This is a genomic window from Roseateles sp. DB2 (assembly GCF_051857535.1).
Taxonomy (GTDB): Bacteria; Pseudomonadota; Gammaproteobacteria; order Burkholderiales; family Burkholderiaceae_C; genus Roseateles_B.
On sequence record NZ_JBPZGY010000007.1, the window covers coordinates 173,189 to 191,243 of the forward strand.

Genomic DNA, 18,055 nt, shown 5'->3' on the forward strand with positions numbered 1-18,055 from the left:
ACGGCCGCTGGCGGGGAGTGCCGCCAGACAGGCAGGACTCAGCCGGCGAGCAAGGCCTGCAGGCCAGCCTCGTCCAGCACGGTGACGCCCAGCTCGCGGGCCTTGTCCAGCTTGGAGCCGGCCTCCTCGCCCGCGACCACGTAGTGAGTCTTCCGGGAGACCGAGCCACTGACCTTGCCGCCCGCCGCCTCGATCAGCGCCTTGGCAGCGTCGCGCGACAGCGTGGGCAGCGTGCCGGTCAGTACGAAGGTGAGCCCGGCCACGCCGGCCGCCCCCTCGGGCGTGGCCACGGTGGTCTCCCAGACATTGCCCAGCGCCGCCAGTTCTGCCATCGTCGCGGCCCAGGGTGCCTGGACCAGGAGTTCGCCGAAGGCCAGCCGGGCGGATTCCAGCGCGGGGTCGGCCTGCGTCGCCTGCAGCAGGGCCTGGGGCGTGCCGCAGGCCTCGGCCAGGCGCTCGATGGTGCCGCCGCCGATGCCTTTGAGCCGCCGGCCGCCCTCCTCGCCGTCCACCGCCTTGACCAGGGCCAGCAGTTGCTTGAGCGGGACGCGCACGGCCGGCGTCAGCACGGAGGGCTGCACCTGGGCCTCCTCGCCCGTCATGGCCATCACCACCTCACGGTTGTGCGGCTCCGCATTGAAGGCGGCGATGGAGTCGGCGACCTCCTTGCCGATGTCCGGGATCAGGCGCGGCGTGTGCCGGCCGGTGGCGAGGAAGGCCTGCCAGCTGCCGTAGAACTTGGCAATGGCCGCCGCGGTGCTCTCGCCCACATGCCGGATGCCCAGAGCGAAGAGGAAGCGGCCCAGGGCCGGCGCGCGCGCGGCCTGCAGGGCGGCCAGCAGGTTGTCTGCACTGAGGGTCTGCAGCGTGCTGCCACCAGCCAGGCGCAGACCGATCAGTTGCTCGCGCTTGAGCAGGAAGAGGTCGGCCGGGGTCTTGACCAGGCCACCGTCCACCAGGGCGGAGACGATCTCCTCGCCGAAGCCTTCGATGTCCATGGCTCGGCGGCTGGCGAAGTGCAGCAGGGCCTGCTTGCGCTGGGCTGGGCAGAACAGGCCGGCGGTGCAGCGCCAGTCGGCCTCGCCCTCCTCGCGCGCGATACCGCTGCCGCAGACCGGGCAATGGCCGCCCAGGCGCTGGTAGAGGTCGAAGGGCGCGCTGGCGTCGGCCGGACGGCGGTCCAGCACCACGCCCACCACCTCGGGGATCACGTCACCGGCGCGGCGCACGATGACGGTGTCGCCCACGCGCACATCCTTGCGCCGGGCCTCGTCCTCGTTGTGCAGCGTGGCATTGCTGACCGTGGTGCCGCCCACAAAGACGGGCTCCAGCTTGGCCACGGGGGTGAGCTTGCCGGTGCGGCCGACCTGGATGTCGATGTCCAGCAGGCGCGTCATCTGCTCCTGGGCCGGGTACTTGTGGGCCACGGCCCAGCGCGGCTCGCGGGTCACGAAGCCCAGGCGCTGCTGCAGGGCCAGGCTGTTGACCTTGTAGACGATGCCGTCAATGTCAAAGGGCAAGGCATCGCGCCGCTGGCCCATCTGGCGGTGGAAGGCCACGAGGCCGGCTGCACCCTGCACGATGGCACGGTCAGCGCAGACCGGCAGCCCGAAGGCCGCCAGGGCATCGAGCAGGCAGCTGTGCGTGGTCGGCACGGCCCAGCCGCGCACCTCTCCAAGGCCATAGGCAAAGAAGCTCAGAGGGCGTTGCGCAGCGATGGCAGGATCCAGCTGGCGCACCGCCCCTGCGGCTGCGTTGCGCGGGTTCACGAAGGTCTTCTCGCCCTTGCCGCGCTGGCTCTCGTTGAGCTGCTCGAAGTCGTCGCGCCGCATGTAGACCTCGCCGCGCACCTCCAGCACTTCGGGGGCTAGGCCCTTCAGGCGCAGCGGGATCTGCCCGATGGTGCGGATGTTCTGGGTGACGTCTTCGCCCGTTTCACCATCCCCACGGGTGGCCGCCTGCACCAGCACGCCCTGCTCGTAGCGCAGGTTCATGGCCAGGCCGTCGAACTTCAGCTCCGCGGCGTACTCGACCGGCGCGGCGCTCTCGTCAAGGCCCAGCTCACGGCGCACCCGGGCGTCGAAGTTCTCGGCGCCGCTGGCCTCGGTATCGGTCTCGGTGCGAATGGACAGCATGGGCACCGCATGCTGCACCGGCGTGAAGCCGTCCAGCACGCGGCCAATCACGCGCTGGGTGGGCGAGTCGGTCGTCAGCAGCTGGGGATGAGCGGCCTCGATGGCCTGCAGCTCCTGGAAAAGGCGGTCGTACTCGGCGTCCGGCAGCTCCGGCGCATCCAGCACATAGTAGAGGTGGGCGTGGTGGTTCAGCTGCTCGCGCAGCTGCGCGGCGCGTTCGGCGGGCGAGGCCTCACCTTCTGGGGCGGTGGCGAAGAGATCGTTCTGGCTCATGGGCAGCGATTGTGCCCAAGCCTGGCCCCGCTCAGCCCGGGCTCACCCCGGATGCAGGGCTTTCCTCGCGAGCGATCATGACCTGGTCGACCCGGTGGCTGTCGACGTCCATCACCTCGAAGCGCCAGCCTTCCCACAGCACGTGGTCGGTCCGCTTCGGGATGCGGCGCAGCATCACCATCAGGAAGCCGGCCAGGGTGTCGTACTGGCCTGCATGCGGCCAGGCCTCCAGGCCCAAGGCGCGCTGCACATCAGGAATGGGGGTGATGCCGTCGGCGAGGAAGGAGCCGTCTTCGCGGCGCACGATCTGCTCCTCGTCGTGCGGGCTCACGAGGCTGCCCATGACGGTACTCATCACGTCGTTCAGCGTGATCACGCCGACCACGAGGCTGTACTCGTTGACGATGACGGCGAAGTCCTCGTGAGCCTGGCGGAACTGGGCCAGCACCTCGGATAGCGTGATGCGATCCGGCACGATCAGCACCTTCTTGATGAGCCCGCTGCTGCCGCGCAGCTCGATGCGCTCGCCGCGCAGCACGCGCTGGAAGAGGTCGGTGGCGTCCACATAGCCCACCACCTGGTCGATCTCGCCATCGCAGACCAGGTAGGTCGAGTGTGGCTCCTCGGCGATGCGGTTGCGCACCAGGGCGTCGTCGTCGTCCAGGCTGAAGAAGACCACGCGCTCGCGGGTGGTCATGCTGCTCTCCACCGTGCGGGTGTCCAGCTCGAAGACGTTCTCGATCACCTGCTGCTCGGCATCGGCCACCACGCCGGCCTCGTTGCCGGCTTCGGCCAGGGCCAGGATGTCGAGGTGGGTGATGCTGTTGTCGCGCGTCGCCGGCCGACCCATCAGGCGGATCAGGCCTTCGGTGAGGCTGCTGAAGGCCCAGGCCAGGGGCTTGAGCATGGCGACCAGCGCCAGCATGGGCCCGACCAGCACCAGGGCCACGCGCTCGGGCTCGTTCATGGACAAGCGCTTGGGCACCAGGTCCGCCAGCACGATGAACAGCGCGGTGATCACGGCAAAGGAAGCCGCGAAGCCGAAGGTCTGGGCCTGCTCAGGCGAGAGCACGAAGGACAGGGCCTGCGCGAAATGCGGCGTGAAAGCGCCCTCGCCCACGATGCCGCCCAGGATGGCGACGGTGTTGACGCCCATCTGGATCACGGTGAAGTAATGGCCGGGCTGCTCCTGGACCTGCAGCACGCGCTCTGCGCGCGGGTCACCTTCGTCGGCCAGCTGGCGCAGCTTCAGTCGGCGGGAGGCGGCCAAGGACAGCTCCGCCATCGAGAAGAAGGCACTGGCGGCGATCAGCAGGGCGATGAGCAGGAGGCTGGTGCTCAAGGGCGGCAGGGACAGTGGCGGGCCTCCAGTGTAGTCGCCGCCCTGGCCGGGCGGGAGCTCAGCTGAAGAGGCGGCGCGCGGCCAGGCTGCCAGCAGCCAGATCGCGAGAGGCCAGGGCCTTGTAAAGCGTGGACAGCTCCTGCCCGATAGTCTGGAAGGCCATCAGGGGCAAGACCTGGCCCCGATCGTCGCAGACGTCGGCCTCGAAATCGCGGGACAGCTGGCGTGCCGATTCCTGCCACGCGGCGAAGGGCTCCAGGGACTCGGGCGTCTGCGGCACGTCCAGCGAGAGGGTCAGCTCGCGAAGGCTGCTGGCCGCCGGGTCCTCGGCCAGGGCGGCCTGCGGCTCGAAGCTCAGCAGCAGCACGGGCGGCGCGCCCTCCTCGGCCGCAGGCATGACCAGGCGGCCCGGGATGGCCCCGGGCACGAAGCCATGGCGCAGGGCCATCTGCTGCACATAGCCCAGGGTCCAGGCGGCGGACCGGGCGCGCAGCACTACGGCCAGTTGCGCATCGTGCTCGCTGGCGAACTGGTCCAGCTCACGGGCACGGGCCACCACGTCCAGCATGTCCGGCGCCTGCAGGAAGCCGGTGATGCCGTCAGAAAAGCCCTGCACCTTCTGCAGAAACTCCGAATACTCGATCTCGTTCAGGGCCCCACTGCGATTGGCCATCTGCACGCCGGCCTGGAATTCACCATAGCGCTGTCCCGGGATGGGCAGCTCCCACTCGCCCGTCTCGGCATTCAGACCTTCGATCTGGAAAGGCTTGGTACCGGCGCGGCGGCTGCCTGGCAGGTGTGACAGCGCCAGCTCGCCGCTCACCGGCAGCTCCACCGTGACGCTGGCGATGGCGTCGATCAAGGCGTCGATGCGGACGGAAGGCTTGCGGGGCAGCAGCTGGCGGCCGGGCATGGGCACGGTATCGGCGAGCCCGGGGTCCTCGGCGAATGAGTCAGCGACAGCGGCCCGGGCATCGCCGAGTCCAGGTTCCTGGCGCTCGCCGAGTCCGGGTTCCTGGGACGGATCGGCGCGCCGGGGGCCGGCCTTGCGGGCGGTCCAGGCGCCATGGGCAATCACGGCGGCCAGCACCAGCCCCCCCAGGATGGCCAACATCGCGGTGAGCGTCATGCCAGGCTCCCCATCTCGACAAACTCCACGCGGTCCACTGCAAACATCGTCATCAGCTCTCTGCCATGGTCAGGGCGGCTTCCATGTCCACCGCCACGATACGGGACACGCCTTGCTCCTGCATGGTCACCCCGATCAGTTGTTCCGCCATCTCCATCGCGATCTTGTTGTGCGAGATGAAGAGGAATTGTGTGCCAGCGCTCATCTGCGCCACGAGGCGCGCATAGCGCTCGGTGTTGGCGTCGTCCAGCGGCGCATCCACCTCGTCCAGCAGGCAGAAGGGCGCCGGGTTGAGCTGGAAGATCGCGAACACCAGGGCAATGGCCGTCAGCGCCTTCTCGCCGCCCGAGAGCAGGTGGATGGTGCTGTTCTTCTTGCCCGGCGGCTGGGCCATGACCTGCACGCCGGCGTCCAGGATCTCGTCGCCCGTCATCACCAGCCTGGCATTGCCGCCGCCGAAAAGGCTGGGGAACATGCGGCCGAAATGCTCGTTGACCTGGTTGAAGGTGGCGGACAGCAGGTCGCGCGTCTCAAGGTCGATCTTGTGGATGGCGTCTTCCAGGGTGTTGATGGCGCTGGTGAGGTCGGCGAACTGCGAGTCCAGAAAGGTCTTGCGCTCGCGGGCGGCGGTGAGCTCGTCCAGCGCGGCCAGGTTGACGGCGCCCAGGGCGGCGATCTCGCGGTTGATGCGGTCGATCTCGCTCTGCAGGCCCCACAGCTTGACCTCGCCCTCCTCCACCGTCTTCGCCAGCTGTTCAAGGTCGACGCCCGCGGCGCTGAGCTGCTCCAGGTACTGGGCCCCGCCCAGCTGCGCGGCCTGCTCGTCCAGCTGCAGCTTGGTGATGCGCTCGCGCAGGGGCTCCAGGCTGCGCTCGAAGCTCAGGCGCTGCTCCTCGGCGCGGCGCAGGCGCAGGCTGAGGTCGTCATAGCTGCAGCGCACGGCGGCGAGCTGCTGCTCGCGCTCCATCTTGAGGGCCAGGGCGTCCTGCAGGCCGGCCTGCGCGGCGGCATCGTTGAGGGTCTCCAGCTCGTGCTGCAGGTTCTCGGCCGAGGCCTTGTTCTGCGCGATCTGCTGGCCGGCGGTCTCGATGCCGCGTTGCAGCTCGCCGCGGCGCGCCGCCAGACCGCGGGCGGCGAACTGCGATTCCTGGGCGCGGCGCTCCAACGCACGCAGCTGCTCGCGGGCCTCGGCCAGCTTGCGCTCGGCCTGGATCACGCCCTCTTCCAGCTGCGCATGGCGCTCCTGGGTGTCCGCCAGCTGCAGGTCCAGTTCCTCGAAGCGGGCCTCGCCGGTCATGCGGCGTTCCTGCAGTTCCTCGGCCTGGGCATCGATCTCGGCGATCTCGTCTTCCAGCTGGGCCTTGCGGGTGCTGGCGGCCTCGGCCTGCTGAGACAGGCGCAGCAGCTCCACATGCAGCTGATGGGCGCGGGTCTGGGACTCGCTGGCCTCGCGGCGCACCGCGGCCAGACGCTGAGAGGCCTCGGTGTAGGCGGCTTCGGCGCGGATCAGCTGGGTCTTGGCATCATCGGCGATGAGGGTCTGGGCGCGCAGCTCGCGGCCCAGGTTCTCGATCTCCTGCGCGCGGGCCAGCAGGCCGGCGGCCTCGGAGTCCGGCGCGTAGAAGCTCACCGCGAACTGGCTCACCGCATGGCCTTCGCGGGTCATGATGACCTCGCCGTGCGAGAGCTTGCCCCGGCCGGCCAGGGCCTCGTCCATGGAGGCGGCGGTGTAGACGCCCTCCAGCCAGTCGTTGAGCAGGGCCTTCAGGCCGGCGTCGTCCAGGCGCAGGAGGTCGGTGAGGCGCGGCAGGGTCTCGTGGGTGTTGGCGATGGCCGCCGCCGGGGGCGAGTAGAAAGCCAGGCGGGCCGGCGGCGCGTCGGTGGCGAAGGCGCGCACCGTCTCAAGGCGACCGACCTCCAGCGCGCCCATGCGCTCGCGCAAGGCAGCTTCCAGGGCGTTCTCCCAGCCGGTCTCGATGTGCAGACGCGTCCACAGGCCGGCCAGGCCGTCGAGGCCGTGCCTGGCCAGCCAGGGCTTGAGCTTGCCCTCGGTCTGCACCTTTTCCTGCAGGGCCTTGAGCGCCTCCAGGCGCGCGGACAGATCGGCCTGCCGCGCGAGCTGGCGGTTGGCGTCGTCCTGGGCGGCGCGGCGGGACTCGTCCAGCTGCGGCACCTGCTCCTGCAGCTCGTGCAGACGGGCATCGGCGAGGTCGCGCTGCTCGTCGGCGCCGACGCTCTGGAGCTTCAGTTCCTCCAGGCGGCCCTGGTCCGGAAGGGTCAGGCCTTGCCTCTCGGTGGCCAGGCGCTCGCGGCGGGTGCGCAGTTGGCGGTTCTGCTCGTCGATGTTGCGGCTCTCGGCGGCCAGCACCTGGATCTGCTGCTGGACCTGGCTGACCTGCACCCGCTGCTCATTGGCCCGGGCCTGGTGCGCCCGCACCGCATCTTCATGATTGGGCAGGTTCATGGCCTGCTCCTCGGCCTGGGCGGCGAGGATCTCGCTCTGCTCCTCGGCCTCGGCGATCTTGGCGGCGATGTCCTCCAGCTCGGCCTCGGCCTGGGCGGCACGCTCCTCCCACTGCTGGTTCTGGGCCTGCAGCTCGATCAGGCGATTCTCGACACGCTGGCGGCCCTCGACCACGTAGCGGATGCGCTCCTCCAGCCGGCTCACCTCCAGCTGCGCCTCGGCCATGCGGCCCTGCGCGGCATGCAGCTCGTCACCGGCCGCGTAATGGGCCTGGCGGACCGTCTCCAGCTCGGCCTCCACGGCGCGCAGCTCGGCCAGACGGGCTTCCAGCGCATTGACGGCGTCCAGGTGCTCCTTCTTGACGCGGTCCTGCTCGGTGGCGGCATCGCGGTGCTTGAGAAACCATAGCTGGTGCAGCTTCAGCGTGCCGGCGTCCTGGAGGGCCCGGTAGCTGGCGGCGACCTCGGCCTGGCGCTCCAGCTTCTCGAGGTTGTTGTTCAGCTCGCGAAGGATGTCCTCCACGCGCGTGAGGTTCTCACGCGTGTCCTTGAGCCGGTTCTCGGTCTCGCGGCGGCGTTCCTTGTACTTGGAGACGCCCGCGGCCTCCTCCAGGAACAGGCGCAGTTCCTCGGGCTTGGACTCGATGATGCGGCTGATCGTGCCCTGGCCGATGATGGCGTAGGCGCGCGGGCCCAGGCCGGTGCCCAGGAACACGTCCTGCACATCGCGGCGGCGCACGGGCTGGTTGTTGATGAAGTAGCTGCTGCCGCCCTCACGCGTGAGCACGCGCTTGACGGCGATCTCCGCGAACTGGTTCCACTGCCCGCCGGCCCGCGCATCCTCGTTGCTGAAGACCAGCTCCACGCTGGCGCGACTGGCCGGGCGGCGGTTGCCGGAGCCGTTGAAGATCACGTCCTGCATGGACTCGCCACGCAGCTCGCTGGCCTTGCTTTCGCCCAGCACCCAGCGCACGGCGTCCATGATGTTGGATTTGCCGCAGCCATTGGGCCCCACCACGCCCACCAGCTGCCCCGGCAGCTGGAAATTGGTGGGCTCGGCAAAGGACTTGAAGCCCGAGAGCTTGATCGAGTTCAGGCGCATGGACGGCTAGGCTGGCTCTAAGAATCCCGAAGTCCGCACGAGGCGTAGCGCCGAAGCCGGCGTTGAAGCAGAAGCTAAGGCGTTGATTTATTTACAGAAATGCCCCTCAACAGGGGCAAATCTCGGGGCCGGATGATAACATCGCGCACCTCCCCGAAATCCCTCCCCCACGCGCCTGTGCTGCCCCTCGTGTCAGTGGCGGGCGACGGCATGGAATCCCTCATGAGCAAGAACACCAAGACCGCTGCCGGCGCCGCCGCTGCCAAGCCCACCGCCAAGGCCACCGTCAAGGCAGCCACCAAGCCCGCGAAGGCCGCTGCCAAGGCCGCGCCCAAGATGCGCGAGATGCCTGTGAACCCGCCCTCGCGCCCCAGCAAGGAGCTGCACGTCTTCCCCAACCCGGCCCCGCAGCGCGACTACGTCATCCAGTTCCAGGTGCCCGAGTTCACCTGCTTCTGCCCTCTGACCGGCCAGCCCGACTTCGCCCACTTCACGATCGACATGATCGCGGACGAGTACTGCGTCGAGCTCAAGAGCCTGAAGATGTACATGTGGTCCTACCGCGATGAGGGCGCCTTCCACGAGAAGGTGACCAACACCATCCTGGAAGACATCGTGAAGGTCACCAACCCGCGCTTCATCCGCATCACCGCCAAGTGGTATGTGCGCGGCGGCATCTACACCAACGTCGTCGTCGAGCACCGCAAGAAGGGCTGGAAGCCCCAGCCCCGCGTGGACCTGCCCCAGCACGGCGCCGAGACCGGCCTGCTGTAAGCCAGGGCATCGCCGCATCGAGGGGGCTTCGGCCCCCTTCTTCATTGCAGTCCAGATGGCCTTCGACACCAGCCCCTTGCACCAGTACGCCGCCGTCCGCGTGAAGCGCAGCCGCATCGACGGCTTCGGTGTCTTCGCGGACGAGCCGATCGACGCAGGCCGCCACATCGGCGACCTCACCGGCGAGCCCATCACCGTGGCCGAGGCCCGGCGCCGCGCCCAGGGCCGCCAGCGGCTGATGCTGGTGGAGCTCTCGCCCTCGCGCGCCATCGACGCCAGCCGCTCCGCCGACGCCATGCGCTTCACCAACCACAGCTGCACGGCCAATGCCCGCATCGAGGTGGCGGACGGCGAGGTGCGCTTCTTCGCCCTGCGCGAAATCGCGATTGGCGAAGAAATAACCGTGTCCTACGGCCTCACCCACCATGAAGGCCGGCTGGAATGCCGCTGCGGGGCTGACAATTGCCAGGGTCGACTCTGAGCCGCCACGAGCGGCGCCCCGCTGGATGCAAACGCCTCACAACCCTCTGCTGGACAAGCTGCAGCCCTACCCCTTCGAGCGCCTGCGCGCCCTCACGAAGGACCTGCAGCCCAACCCGGCCCTGCGCCCCATCAGCCTCGGGATCGGCGAACCCAAGCACCCCGCGCCCAAGCTGATCGAGGACGCGCTGATGGCGCATCTCTCGGGCCTGTCCGTCTACCCAGCCACCGCCGGCGAGCCCAGGCTGCGCGAGGCCATCTGCGGCTGGCTGCAGCGCCGCTACGGCCTCGCCCTGGACCCAGCCACCCAGGTGCTGCCCGTCAACGGCTCACGCGAGGCGCTCTTCGCCTTCGCCCAGACGGTGATCGACGCCTCGCGTCCCGGCGCCACCGTCGTCTGCCCCAATCCCTTCTATCAGATCTACGAGGGCGCCGCCCTGCTGGCCGGCGCGCGGCCCGCCTTCGCCAACTCCGACCCGGCGCGCAACTTCGCGGCCGACTGGCGCCAGATCGACGAGGCCACCTGGGCCCGCACCCAGCTGCTTTACGTCTGCTCGCCCGGCAACCCGACGGGCGCCGTCATGCCGCTCGAGGAATGGCGCGAGCTCTTCGCGCTGTCGGACCGCCATGGCTTCGTGATCGCCTCGGACGAGTGCTACTCCGAGATCTACTTCCGCGAGGAAGCCCCGCTCTCCGGCCTGCAGGCCGCCGCGCAACTGGGCCGGCCGGACTTCCGCAATCTGGTGGCTTTCACCAGCCTCTCCAAGCGTTCCAATGTGCCGGGCCTGCGCTCGGGCTTCGTGGCCGGCGATGCCGCGCTGCTGAAGAAGTTCCTGCTCTACCGCACCTACCACGGCAGCGCCATGAACCCCATGGTGCAGGCCGCCAGCGTCGCCGCCTGGAGCGACGAGGCCCACGTGACAGCCAACCGCGAGGCCTACCGCGCCAAGTTCGCCGCGGTGACGCCCCTGCTGGCCGAGGTGCTGGACGTGGCCCTGCCCGATGCCAGCTTCTACCTCTGGGCGGGCGTGCCGGGCGGCGATGACGTCCGCTTCACGCTGGAACTGCTCGCTCAATACAATGTGGCGGTTCTGCCCGGCAGCCTTCTGGCCCGCGAGGCCCACGGCGTCAACCCGGGCCGCGGCCGCATCCGCCTGGCCCTGGTGGCCGAAGAGGCCGAATGCCTGGAAGCCGCTCGCCGCATCGTCGAGTTCACCCGCGCCTACAAGGCCTGACCCTCTCCTGGCGCCCGCTCGCGCATCCGGCGCCGACCCGCGCGGCGCCCTCCCCCCACCTCTCCCTGACTCGAGAACACCATGAGCCAAGACCTGCAGACCCTGATCGACCAAGCCTGGGAAGACCGCACCCAGTTCAGCCCCAGCAGCGCCCCCGCCGCCGTGCGCGAGGCCGTGGATCATGTGCTGGCCGAGCTGGATGCCGGCCGCCTGCGCGTGGCCGAGCGCCAGGCCGTGGGCCAGTGGACGGTGCACCAGTGGATTAAGAAGGCCGTGCTGCTGTCCTTCCGCCTCAATGACAACCGCGCCATGGGCAGCGGCGACCTGGCCTTCTTCGACAAGGTCCCGACCAAGTTCGCAGGACTGAGCGAGGAGCAGTTGCGCGCTACCGGCGTGCGCGTGGTGCCGCCCGCCGTGGCCCGCCGCGGCAGCTTCATGGCGAAGAACGTGGTGCTGATGCCCTCCTACGTGAACATTGGCGCCTACGTGGACGAAGGCACCATGGTCGACACCTGGGCCACCGTGGGCTCCTGCGCCCAGATCGGCAAGCACGTGCACCTGAGTGGCGGCGTGGGCATCGGTGGCGTGCTGGAGCCTCTTCAGGCCAACCCGACCATCATCGAGGACAACTGCTTCATCGGCGCCCGCTCCGAGGTGGTCGAGGGCGTGATCGTCGAGGAGAACTCGGTGATCTCCATGGGCGTCTACATCGGCCAGAGCACCCCCATCTACGACCGCGAAAAGGACGAGGTCACCTATGGTCGCGTGCCCGCCGGCTCGGTGGTGATCAGCGGCTCCCTGCCCAAGGCCGACGGCAAGTACAGCCTCTACGCCGCCATCATCGTCAAGAAGGTCGATGCCGGCACCCGTGCCAAGACCAGCATCAACGAACTGCTGCGCGCCTGAGGCATGCACAGGCGCTGCGTTTCGACGAGACCACCTCCGCCGAAGTCAGTGCGTCGCTACGGCCTGACTCCCTTCGCGGAGTTCCTGCGCAACTCGCCCACCAGCTGAGCCCCGGGCGGGCTTTGCGCATCGCCTGCCCATCGGGCAGTTGGGCTTGTTCGCAGCAGCAACTGGTAACGCCAGTCAGGTAAAACTGAATGGTTCGCACCTCTTCACTTCGTGAAAACTAAGCGATGATTCGGGCTTCGCGCGCCTCCTGGGGCGGCGAAGCCCGTTTGATTTTCTGATTGGGGTGGAGACGGCATGAGCGGAAACATGGAGCGCATCCTGCGCCTGATGGCGGACAAGGGCGCCTCGGACATCTATCTCTCGGCCAATATGCCGGTGCTGATCCGCATCAACGGCCAGATGTTGCAGCTCTCAGACCAGTTGCTCACGCCCAGCCAGCCACGCCAGCTGATCGCCGAAGTGCTGGACCCGCGCAACCTGGCCGAACTGGACGAGACCGGCGAGCTGAACATGGCCGTGTCCATCTCCAAGGTGGGGAGCTTCCGCCTGTCCGCCTTCCGCCAGCGCGGCTCCATAGCGGCGGTGTTCCGCCACATCCCGCATGTGATCCCTTCGCTGGACAGCCTCAACCTGCCGCCCATCCTCTCCAAGCTGGTGATGGAAAAACGCGGCCTGATCCTGATGGTGGGAGCGACCGGCACCGGCAAGAGCACCACGCTGGCCGCCATGCTGGAGCAGCGCAACCAGAACATGGCGGGCCACATCCTGACCATCGAGGATCCAGTCGAATTCCTGTTCAGCAACAAGCGCTCGGTGGTCAACCAGCGTGAAGTGGGCCGTGACACCGCCTCGCTGCACGTGGCCCTGAAGAATGCGCTGCGCCAGTCGCCGGACTGCATCCTGATCGGCGAAATCCGGGACCGCGAAACCATGACCGCGGCCATCTCCTACGCCCTGTCGGGACACCTGGTGCTGGCCACCCTGCACGGCAACAACAGCTACCACGCGCTGAACCGCATCTTGTCCTTCTACACGCCCGAGAGCCGCCCCGCCCTGCTGAACGACTTGGCGGCCGGCCTGAAGGCAGTGGTGTCCCAGCGCCTTGTGCGCGCGCAGGCCGGTGGCCGCGTGCCGGTCACCGAAATCCTGGTCAACACCAAGCTGACGGCCGAGCTGATCGAGCAGGGCGATTTCAACGGCGTCAAGGAAGCCATGGAGAAGTCCATCGCCGAAGGCTCGCAGACCTTCGAAGAACACTTCGCCCACTTGATCAAGGAAGGCATCATCAGCAAGGAAGAAGGTCTCGCCTTCGCTGATTCGCCCACGAATCTGCTGTGGCGCCTGCAGAACGAGGGCCCGGCCCTGGGCAAGGGCGATGGCAACAAGAAGAAGGAAGAGCCGGCCGACGACACGGCCAGCTTCACCTCCATCACCCTGGATGTGCGCACGGAATGAAGCCCAGCGGCATGACTGATGCAAGCGAGCTGGCACAGCGCCTGGCCGAACCCACCCTGCAACTGCTGGAGCAGCTGATCAGCCGCCCCTCGGTGACCCCGCGCGACGAAGGCTGCCTGGCCTTGCTGGGCGAACGCCTGGTCCGGCTGGGCTTCCAGCTGGAGCGCATGGACAGCGGTCCAGAAGATGCCCGCGTCAGCAATCTGTGGGCGCTGCGCCCAGGTGCCGCCAGCGAAGGTCCCGTGCTGGTCTTCGCCGGCCACACCGACGTCGTGCCCACTGGCGCCCTGAGCGCCTGGGCCAGCGACCCCTTCGTGCCCAGCTACCGCGAGGGCCGGCTTTATGGCCGTGGTGCGGCGGACATGAAGACATCCCTGGCAGCCATGGTCACGGCCTGCGAGGCCTTTCTGGAGCGCCACCCGGCGCCGGCCGGGGGCATCGCCTTCTTGCTGACCAGCGACGAGGAAGGCCCCGCCAAGGACGGCACGGTGGTCTGCGTGGAGCGCCTGAAGGCACGTGGCCAGCGCCTGGACTTCTGCATCGTCGGCGAGCCAACCTCGGTCCGGCTGCTGGGTGACACCGTCAAGAACGGCCGGCGCGGCTCGCTGTCCGGCCGCCTGCGCGTGCTTGGTGTGCAGGGCCATGTGGCCTACCCGCAGTTGGCACGCAACCCGGTGCACCAGGCCGCCCCAGCGCTCGCTGAACTTGCCGCCACCGAATGGGACCGCGGAAACAGCTACTTCCCGCCCACCACCTTCCAGATCTCCAACATCGCTGCCGGCACCGGCGCCACCAATGTCATTCCCGGCGAGCTGGTACTGGACTTCAACTTCCGCTTCTCCACCGAGTCGACGCCGGACAGCCTCAAGGCTCGCGTCCATGCCCTGCTGGAGCGCCACGGCCTGGAATACGCGCTCGACTGGAACCTCAGCGGCGAGCCCTTCCTCACGCCCGTTGGGCGCCTCAGCGAAGCCCTCGGCATGGCCATCCACGAGGTGACAGGCGTGCAGACCGAGCTGTCGACCACGGGAGGCACCTCGGATGGCCGCTTCATCGCCAAGGTCTGCCCGCAGGTGGCCGAATTCGGCCCCCTCAACGCCAGCATCCACAAAATCGACGAATACGTGCCCGTGGACCAGGTTGGCCCGCTGGCCGCCATCTACTGCCTCTGTCTGGAACAATTGCTGCTGTGAAGCTGATCGACTGCATCGAAGCCCAAGCCGCCCGCCTCGTCAAGGCGGGCGTCGCATTTGGGCATGGCACCACCAATGCCTTTGACGAGGCCGCCTGGCTGGCCCTGTGGAAGCTGGGCCTGCCCCTGGACGGCCTGGGCGACCATGAGGACGACGCCCTGGACGACGCGCAGCTGGCGGCCATCGAAGCCCTGGTGGACGAGCGCATCCGCACACGCAAGCCCGCCGCCTACCTCACCCGCGAGGCCTGGCTGCAAGGCGTGCCCTTCTACGTGGACGAGCGCGCCATCGTGCCGCGCAGCTTCATCGCCGAGTTGATTGCCGAGGCGACCATCGACCCCTGGCTGTCCGAGCACACCACGCGGGCCCTGGACCTGTGCACCGGCAATGGCAGCCTGGCCATCCTGGCGGCCATGGCCTGGCCTGAGCTGCAGGTCGATGCCATCGACCTCTCCGAGGACGCACTGGCCGTGGCGCGCATCAACGTGGACAGGCACGGCCTGGGCGAACGCGTCCGCCTGCTGCAGGGGGACGCCCTCGTCCCGGCGCAGGGGCCTTACGACCTCATCCTGTGCAACCCGCCCTACGTCAACAGCCAGTCCATGGCCGCCCTGCCCGCCGAGTACCGCGCCGAGCCCGAGCTGGCCCTGGCGGGTGGCAGCGACGGCATGGACTTCGTGCGCAAGCTCTTCGCCAGCGCGCCGCAGCAGATGAAGGCGAATGCCGTGCTGGTGCTGGAGATCGGCAATGAGCGCGAATTTTTCGAAGCCGCCTTCCCGCGCCTGGAAGTGGCCTGGATGGAATGCAGCGCCGGCGAAGACCAGGTGCTGCTCGTGACTCGCGAAGCCCTGCTCGCCGGTCTGAACTGAACAAGACATGATCACCTTGAAGAATGTGGTGCTGCGACGCGGCACCAAGGTCGTGCTGGACGATGCCAGCGTGGTGCTGCAACCTGGCGAGAAGATCGGCCTCGTGGGCCGCAATGGCGCAGGCAAGTCCAGCCTCTTCGCCCTGCTGACCGACCGCCTGCACGCCGACCGCGGCGACGTCGAGGTGCCGAAGCACTGGCGCATGGCCGAGGTCGCCCAGCACATGCCAGAGACTGACGCCTCTGCCACCGACTTCGTGCTGGAAGGCGACACGCGCCTGATGGCCGCTCGCGAGATGCTGGCCCGAGCCGAAGCGGCAGGCGACGGCCACGGCATCGCCGAAGGCCATGTAGCCATGAGCGATGCCGGCGCCTTCGATGCCCGCTCCCGCGCCCAGGCCCTGCTGATGGGCCTAGGCTTCAAGGGCGCGCAGGTGGACGCGCCGGTGAACAGCTTCTCCGGCGGCTGGCGCATGCGCCTGCAGTTGGCCCGCGCGCTGATGTGCCCGGCCGACCTGATGCTGTTGGACGAGCCCACCAACCACCTGGACCTGGACGCCCTGGTCTGGCTGGAAGCCTGGCTGCAGCGCTACGAAGGCACCCTGCTGATCATCAGCCACGACCGCGAATTCCTGGACGCCATCACCCGCGTCACCCTGCACCTGGACGAGGCCAAGCTGACCCGCTACGGCGGCAACTACACCGCCTTCGAGGCCATGCGCGCCGAACGCATGGAGCAGCAGCAGGCGGCCTTCGACAAGCAACAGGACCGCATCGCCCACCTGCAGAAGTTCATCGACCGCTTCAAGGCCAAGGCTACCAAGGCCAAGCAGGCGCAGAGCCGTGTCAAGGCGCTTGAACGTATGGAGCGTCTGGCGCCGGTGCTGGCCTCCGCCGACTTCGCCTTCGAGTTCCGCGAGCCCGTCTCCCTGCCCAACCCCATGCTCTCGCTGCGCGACGTGGCCTGCGGCTACGGCGAGACCACCATCGTGCGCGACATCAACCGCACCGTGCTGGCCGGCCAGCGCATCGGCATCCTGGGCGCCAACGGCCAGGGCAAGTCCACCCTGGTCAAGACCGTCGCCCGCATGCAGAAGGCCCTGGGCGGCACGCTCACCGAGGGCAAGGGCCTGGCCATCGGCTACTTCGCCCAGCAGGAGATGGATGTGCTGCGGCCCGACGAAGGCCCACTGGCCCACATGATCCGCCTGGCCAAGGAGGTCAGCCCGCAGGCGCGCGAGCAGGAGCTGCGTGACTTCCTGGGCCAGTTCCGCTTCACGGGCGACATGGTCAACCAGGCCGTGGGCAGCCTCTCCGGCGGCGAGAAGGCAAGGCTGGTGCTGGCCATGCTGGTCTGGCAGCGCCCCAACCTGCTGCTGCTGGACGAGCCCACGAACCACCTCGACCTGCAGACCCGCGAGGCGCTGTCCATGGCCCTCAACGAGTTCGAGGGCACGGTGATGCTGGTCAGCCACGACCGCGCCCTGCTGCGCGAGGTCTGCGACGAGTTCTGGCTGGTCGCCAAGGGTCAGGTCTTGCCCTTCGACGGGGACCTGGACGACTACCAGCGCTGGCTGCTGGAGACGGCCCGCGAGGCGGCCAAGGCCATCAAAGAGGCCAGCCGCAGCACAACCGAGGCGCAGAAGTCCTCGAGCGCCACGGCACCCGCCAATCAGCGCGAGGACCGCAAGGCCTCCGCGCAGGCGCGCGCGAAGCTCAACGAGCAGACGCGGCCGCTGCGCAAGGAGATCGAGTCCATCGACAGGCAACTGGCCAAGCTCGCCCAGGAGCGCGAGTCCCTGGAGTCCGAGCTGTCCACGGGTGCCCTCGCCCCGGCGGCCATCGCCGAGAGCGGCCGGCGCCTGAAGGCCGTCGGCGACGAGATCGACGAGCTGGAAATGCGCTGGCTGGAGCTCAGCGAGCAGATCGAGGGCCTGACGGCGGCGGCTGGGCTTTGATTACGGCCGGACGCCTTGCCCTACTCGACGCCGGATCTCGCAAGCACCCGAAGGACTCAACGGACGGAGCCTGGCGGACGCTGTCCTCATGATCTTGTCCTGATTCAAGCAGCACCTCTGGACGTGATGCAGGCAATGGGCTGCCAGTAACCGGTCAGGGCCGATTCGAGCCTGCCTGTGCGCAGGGCAAGGCAGGGGATCGTCGTGCGCCCCGACAACAGAAGGCCACAAGGCCGCCATCGAGAATCGGAGCCGACCTCTGCCAATGGACGGGGAAACCCACGCCGCGGCCCCGAATCGAGGGAATCCTCAGGAGAAGCGACCTCGGAGCCCCGGATAATGGGGCAGCTGCCGACAGACGTTCGGCAGCTTCAACCATGAATGAGGGGAGTGAGGAATGCGGAGCCTTTACGCAGGCACGCGATTGCTGGCGATCGCGTGCATTGTCGGTTTGTCTGGATGTGGCGGGGGGGGGCGGGGGCGGTTCCAGCGCGGCACCAACACCAACACCCACACCAGCGCCTGCCCCCACGCCCGCCCCGAAGGCCCCCAGCATCACGCTTGGGCCGACGGACGTCACTGTCAATGACGGGCAATCAGCGAACCTGAGCGTTGCCGCCTCGGGCGACGCACCGCTCAGCTATCAATGGTCGAGCAACGGCCGCGTCATCGACGGCGCGACGGGTGCGACGTACTGGACTCCACCCTTGAGTCCGGCGGACAGCGGCGCTGT

General features: G+C 68.4%; 12 protein-coding genes. 8 read left to right on the top strand and 4 right to left on the bottom strand.

The genetic code is table 11. From position 1 onward, the window contains the following. Positions 1 to 38: 38 nt before the first annotated feature. From ligA to smc, 4 genes are read right to left on the bottom strand one after another with little or no spacing between them, the layout of a single operon-like run. Positions 39 to 2,408, bottom strand: coding sequence for an NAD-dependent DNA ligase LigA (gene ligA, locus ACS5PK_RS13220; RefSeq protein WP_439440716.1), 2,370 nt, complete (start codon positions 2,406 to 2,408; stop codon positions 39 to 41). 31 nt (positions 2,409 to 2,439) lie between these two features. After that, positions 2,440 to 3,750, bottom strand: coding sequence for a hemolysin family protein (locus tag ACS5PK_RS13225; protein ID WP_439440717.1), 1,311 nt, complete (start codon positions 3,748 to 3,750; stop codon positions 2,440 to 2,442). 58 nt (positions 3,751 to 3,808) lie between these two features. Continuing rightward, the gene (locus tag ACS5PK_RS13230) at positions 3,809 to 4,879 is read right to left on the bottom strand and encodes a cell division protein FtsZ (RefSeq protein ID WP_439440718.1); all 1,071 of its coding nucleotides are present in this window, start codon (positions 4,877 to 4,879) and stop codon (positions 3,809 to 3,811) included. Between the two features lie 52 nt (positions 4,880 to 4,931). After that, complete coding sequence (gene smc / locus ACS5PK_RS13235) at positions 4,932 to 8,444, bottom strand: chromosome segregation protein SMC (protein ID WP_439440719.1); 3,513 nt, start codon at positions 8,442 to 8,444, stop codon at positions 4,932 to 4,934. Between the two features lie 345 nt (positions 8,445 to 8,789). Here smc and queF point away from each other — a divergent pair, with 345 nt between their 5' ends. From queF to ACS5PK_RS13275, 8 genes are all read left to right on the top strand, one after another. Beyond that, positions 8,790 to 9,218: a preQ(1) synthase gene (queF, locus tag ACS5PK_RS13240; RefSeq protein ID WP_269632891.1), complete on the top strand. Its 429-nt coding sequence runs from the start codon at positions 8,790 to 8,792 to the stop codon at positions 9,216 to 9,218. 55 nt (positions 9,219 to 9,273) lie between these two features. Next, the gene (locus ACS5PK_RS13245) at positions 9,274 to 9,699 is read left to right on the top strand and encodes an SET domain-containing protein (protein ID WP_439440720.1); all 426 of its coding nucleotides are present in this window, start codon (positions 9,274 to 9,276) and stop codon (positions 9,697 to 9,699) included. Between the two features lie 25 nt (positions 9,700 to 9,724). Continuing rightward, positions 9,725 to 10,933: a succinyldiaminopimelate transaminase gene (gene dapC / locus ACS5PK_RS13250; protein ID WP_439440721.1), complete on the top strand. Its 1,209-nt coding sequence runs from the start codon at positions 9,725 to 9,727 to the stop codon at positions 10,931 to 10,933. 81 nt (positions 10,934 to 11,014) lie between these two features. Further along, positions 11,015 to 11,839 carry a 2,3,4,5-tetrahydropyridine-2,6-dicarboxylate N-succinyltransferase gene (gene dapD, locus ACS5PK_RS13255; protein ID WP_439440722.1) on the top strand — a complete coding sequence of 275 codons (825 nt, stop codon included), beginning with the start codon at positions 11,015 to 11,017 and terminating at the stop codon, positions 11,837 to 11,839. A gap of 303 nt (positions 11,840 to 12,142) precedes the next feature. Beyond that, on the top strand, positions 12,143 to 13,303 hold the full coding sequence (locus ACS5PK_RS13260; protein WP_439440723.1) for a PilT/PilU family type 4a pilus ATPase: 1,161 nt from the start codon (positions 12,143 to 12,145) through the stop codon (positions 13,301 to 13,303). An 11-nt stretch (positions 13,304 to 13,314) separates the two neighbouring features. Beyond that, positions 13,315 to 14,496 (top strand): succinyl-diaminopimelate desuccinylase, encoded by a 1,182-nt coding sequence (gene dapE, locus ACS5PK_RS13265; RefSeq protein ID WP_439440724.1) that lies wholly within the window; start codon positions 13,315 to 13,317, stop codon positions 14,494 to 14,496. Next, complete coding sequence (prmB, locus tag ACS5PK_RS13270; RefSeq protein WP_439440725.1) at positions 14,493 to 15,365, top strand: 50S ribosomal protein L3 N(5)-glutamine methyltransferase; 873 nt, start codon at positions 14,493 to 14,495, stop codon at positions 15,363 to 15,365. The genes dapE and prmB overlap by 4 nt, the downstream gene beginning before the upstream one ends. 7 nt (positions 15,366 to 15,372) lie before the next feature. Continuing rightward, positions 15,373 to 17,322: an ABC-F family ATP-binding cassette domain-containing protein gene (locus tag ACS5PK_RS13275; protein WP_439440726.1), complete on the top strand. Its 1,950-nt coding sequence runs from the start codon at positions 15,373 to 15,375 to the stop codon at positions 17,320 to 17,322. Positions 17,323 to 18,055: the final 733 nt, after the last annotated feature.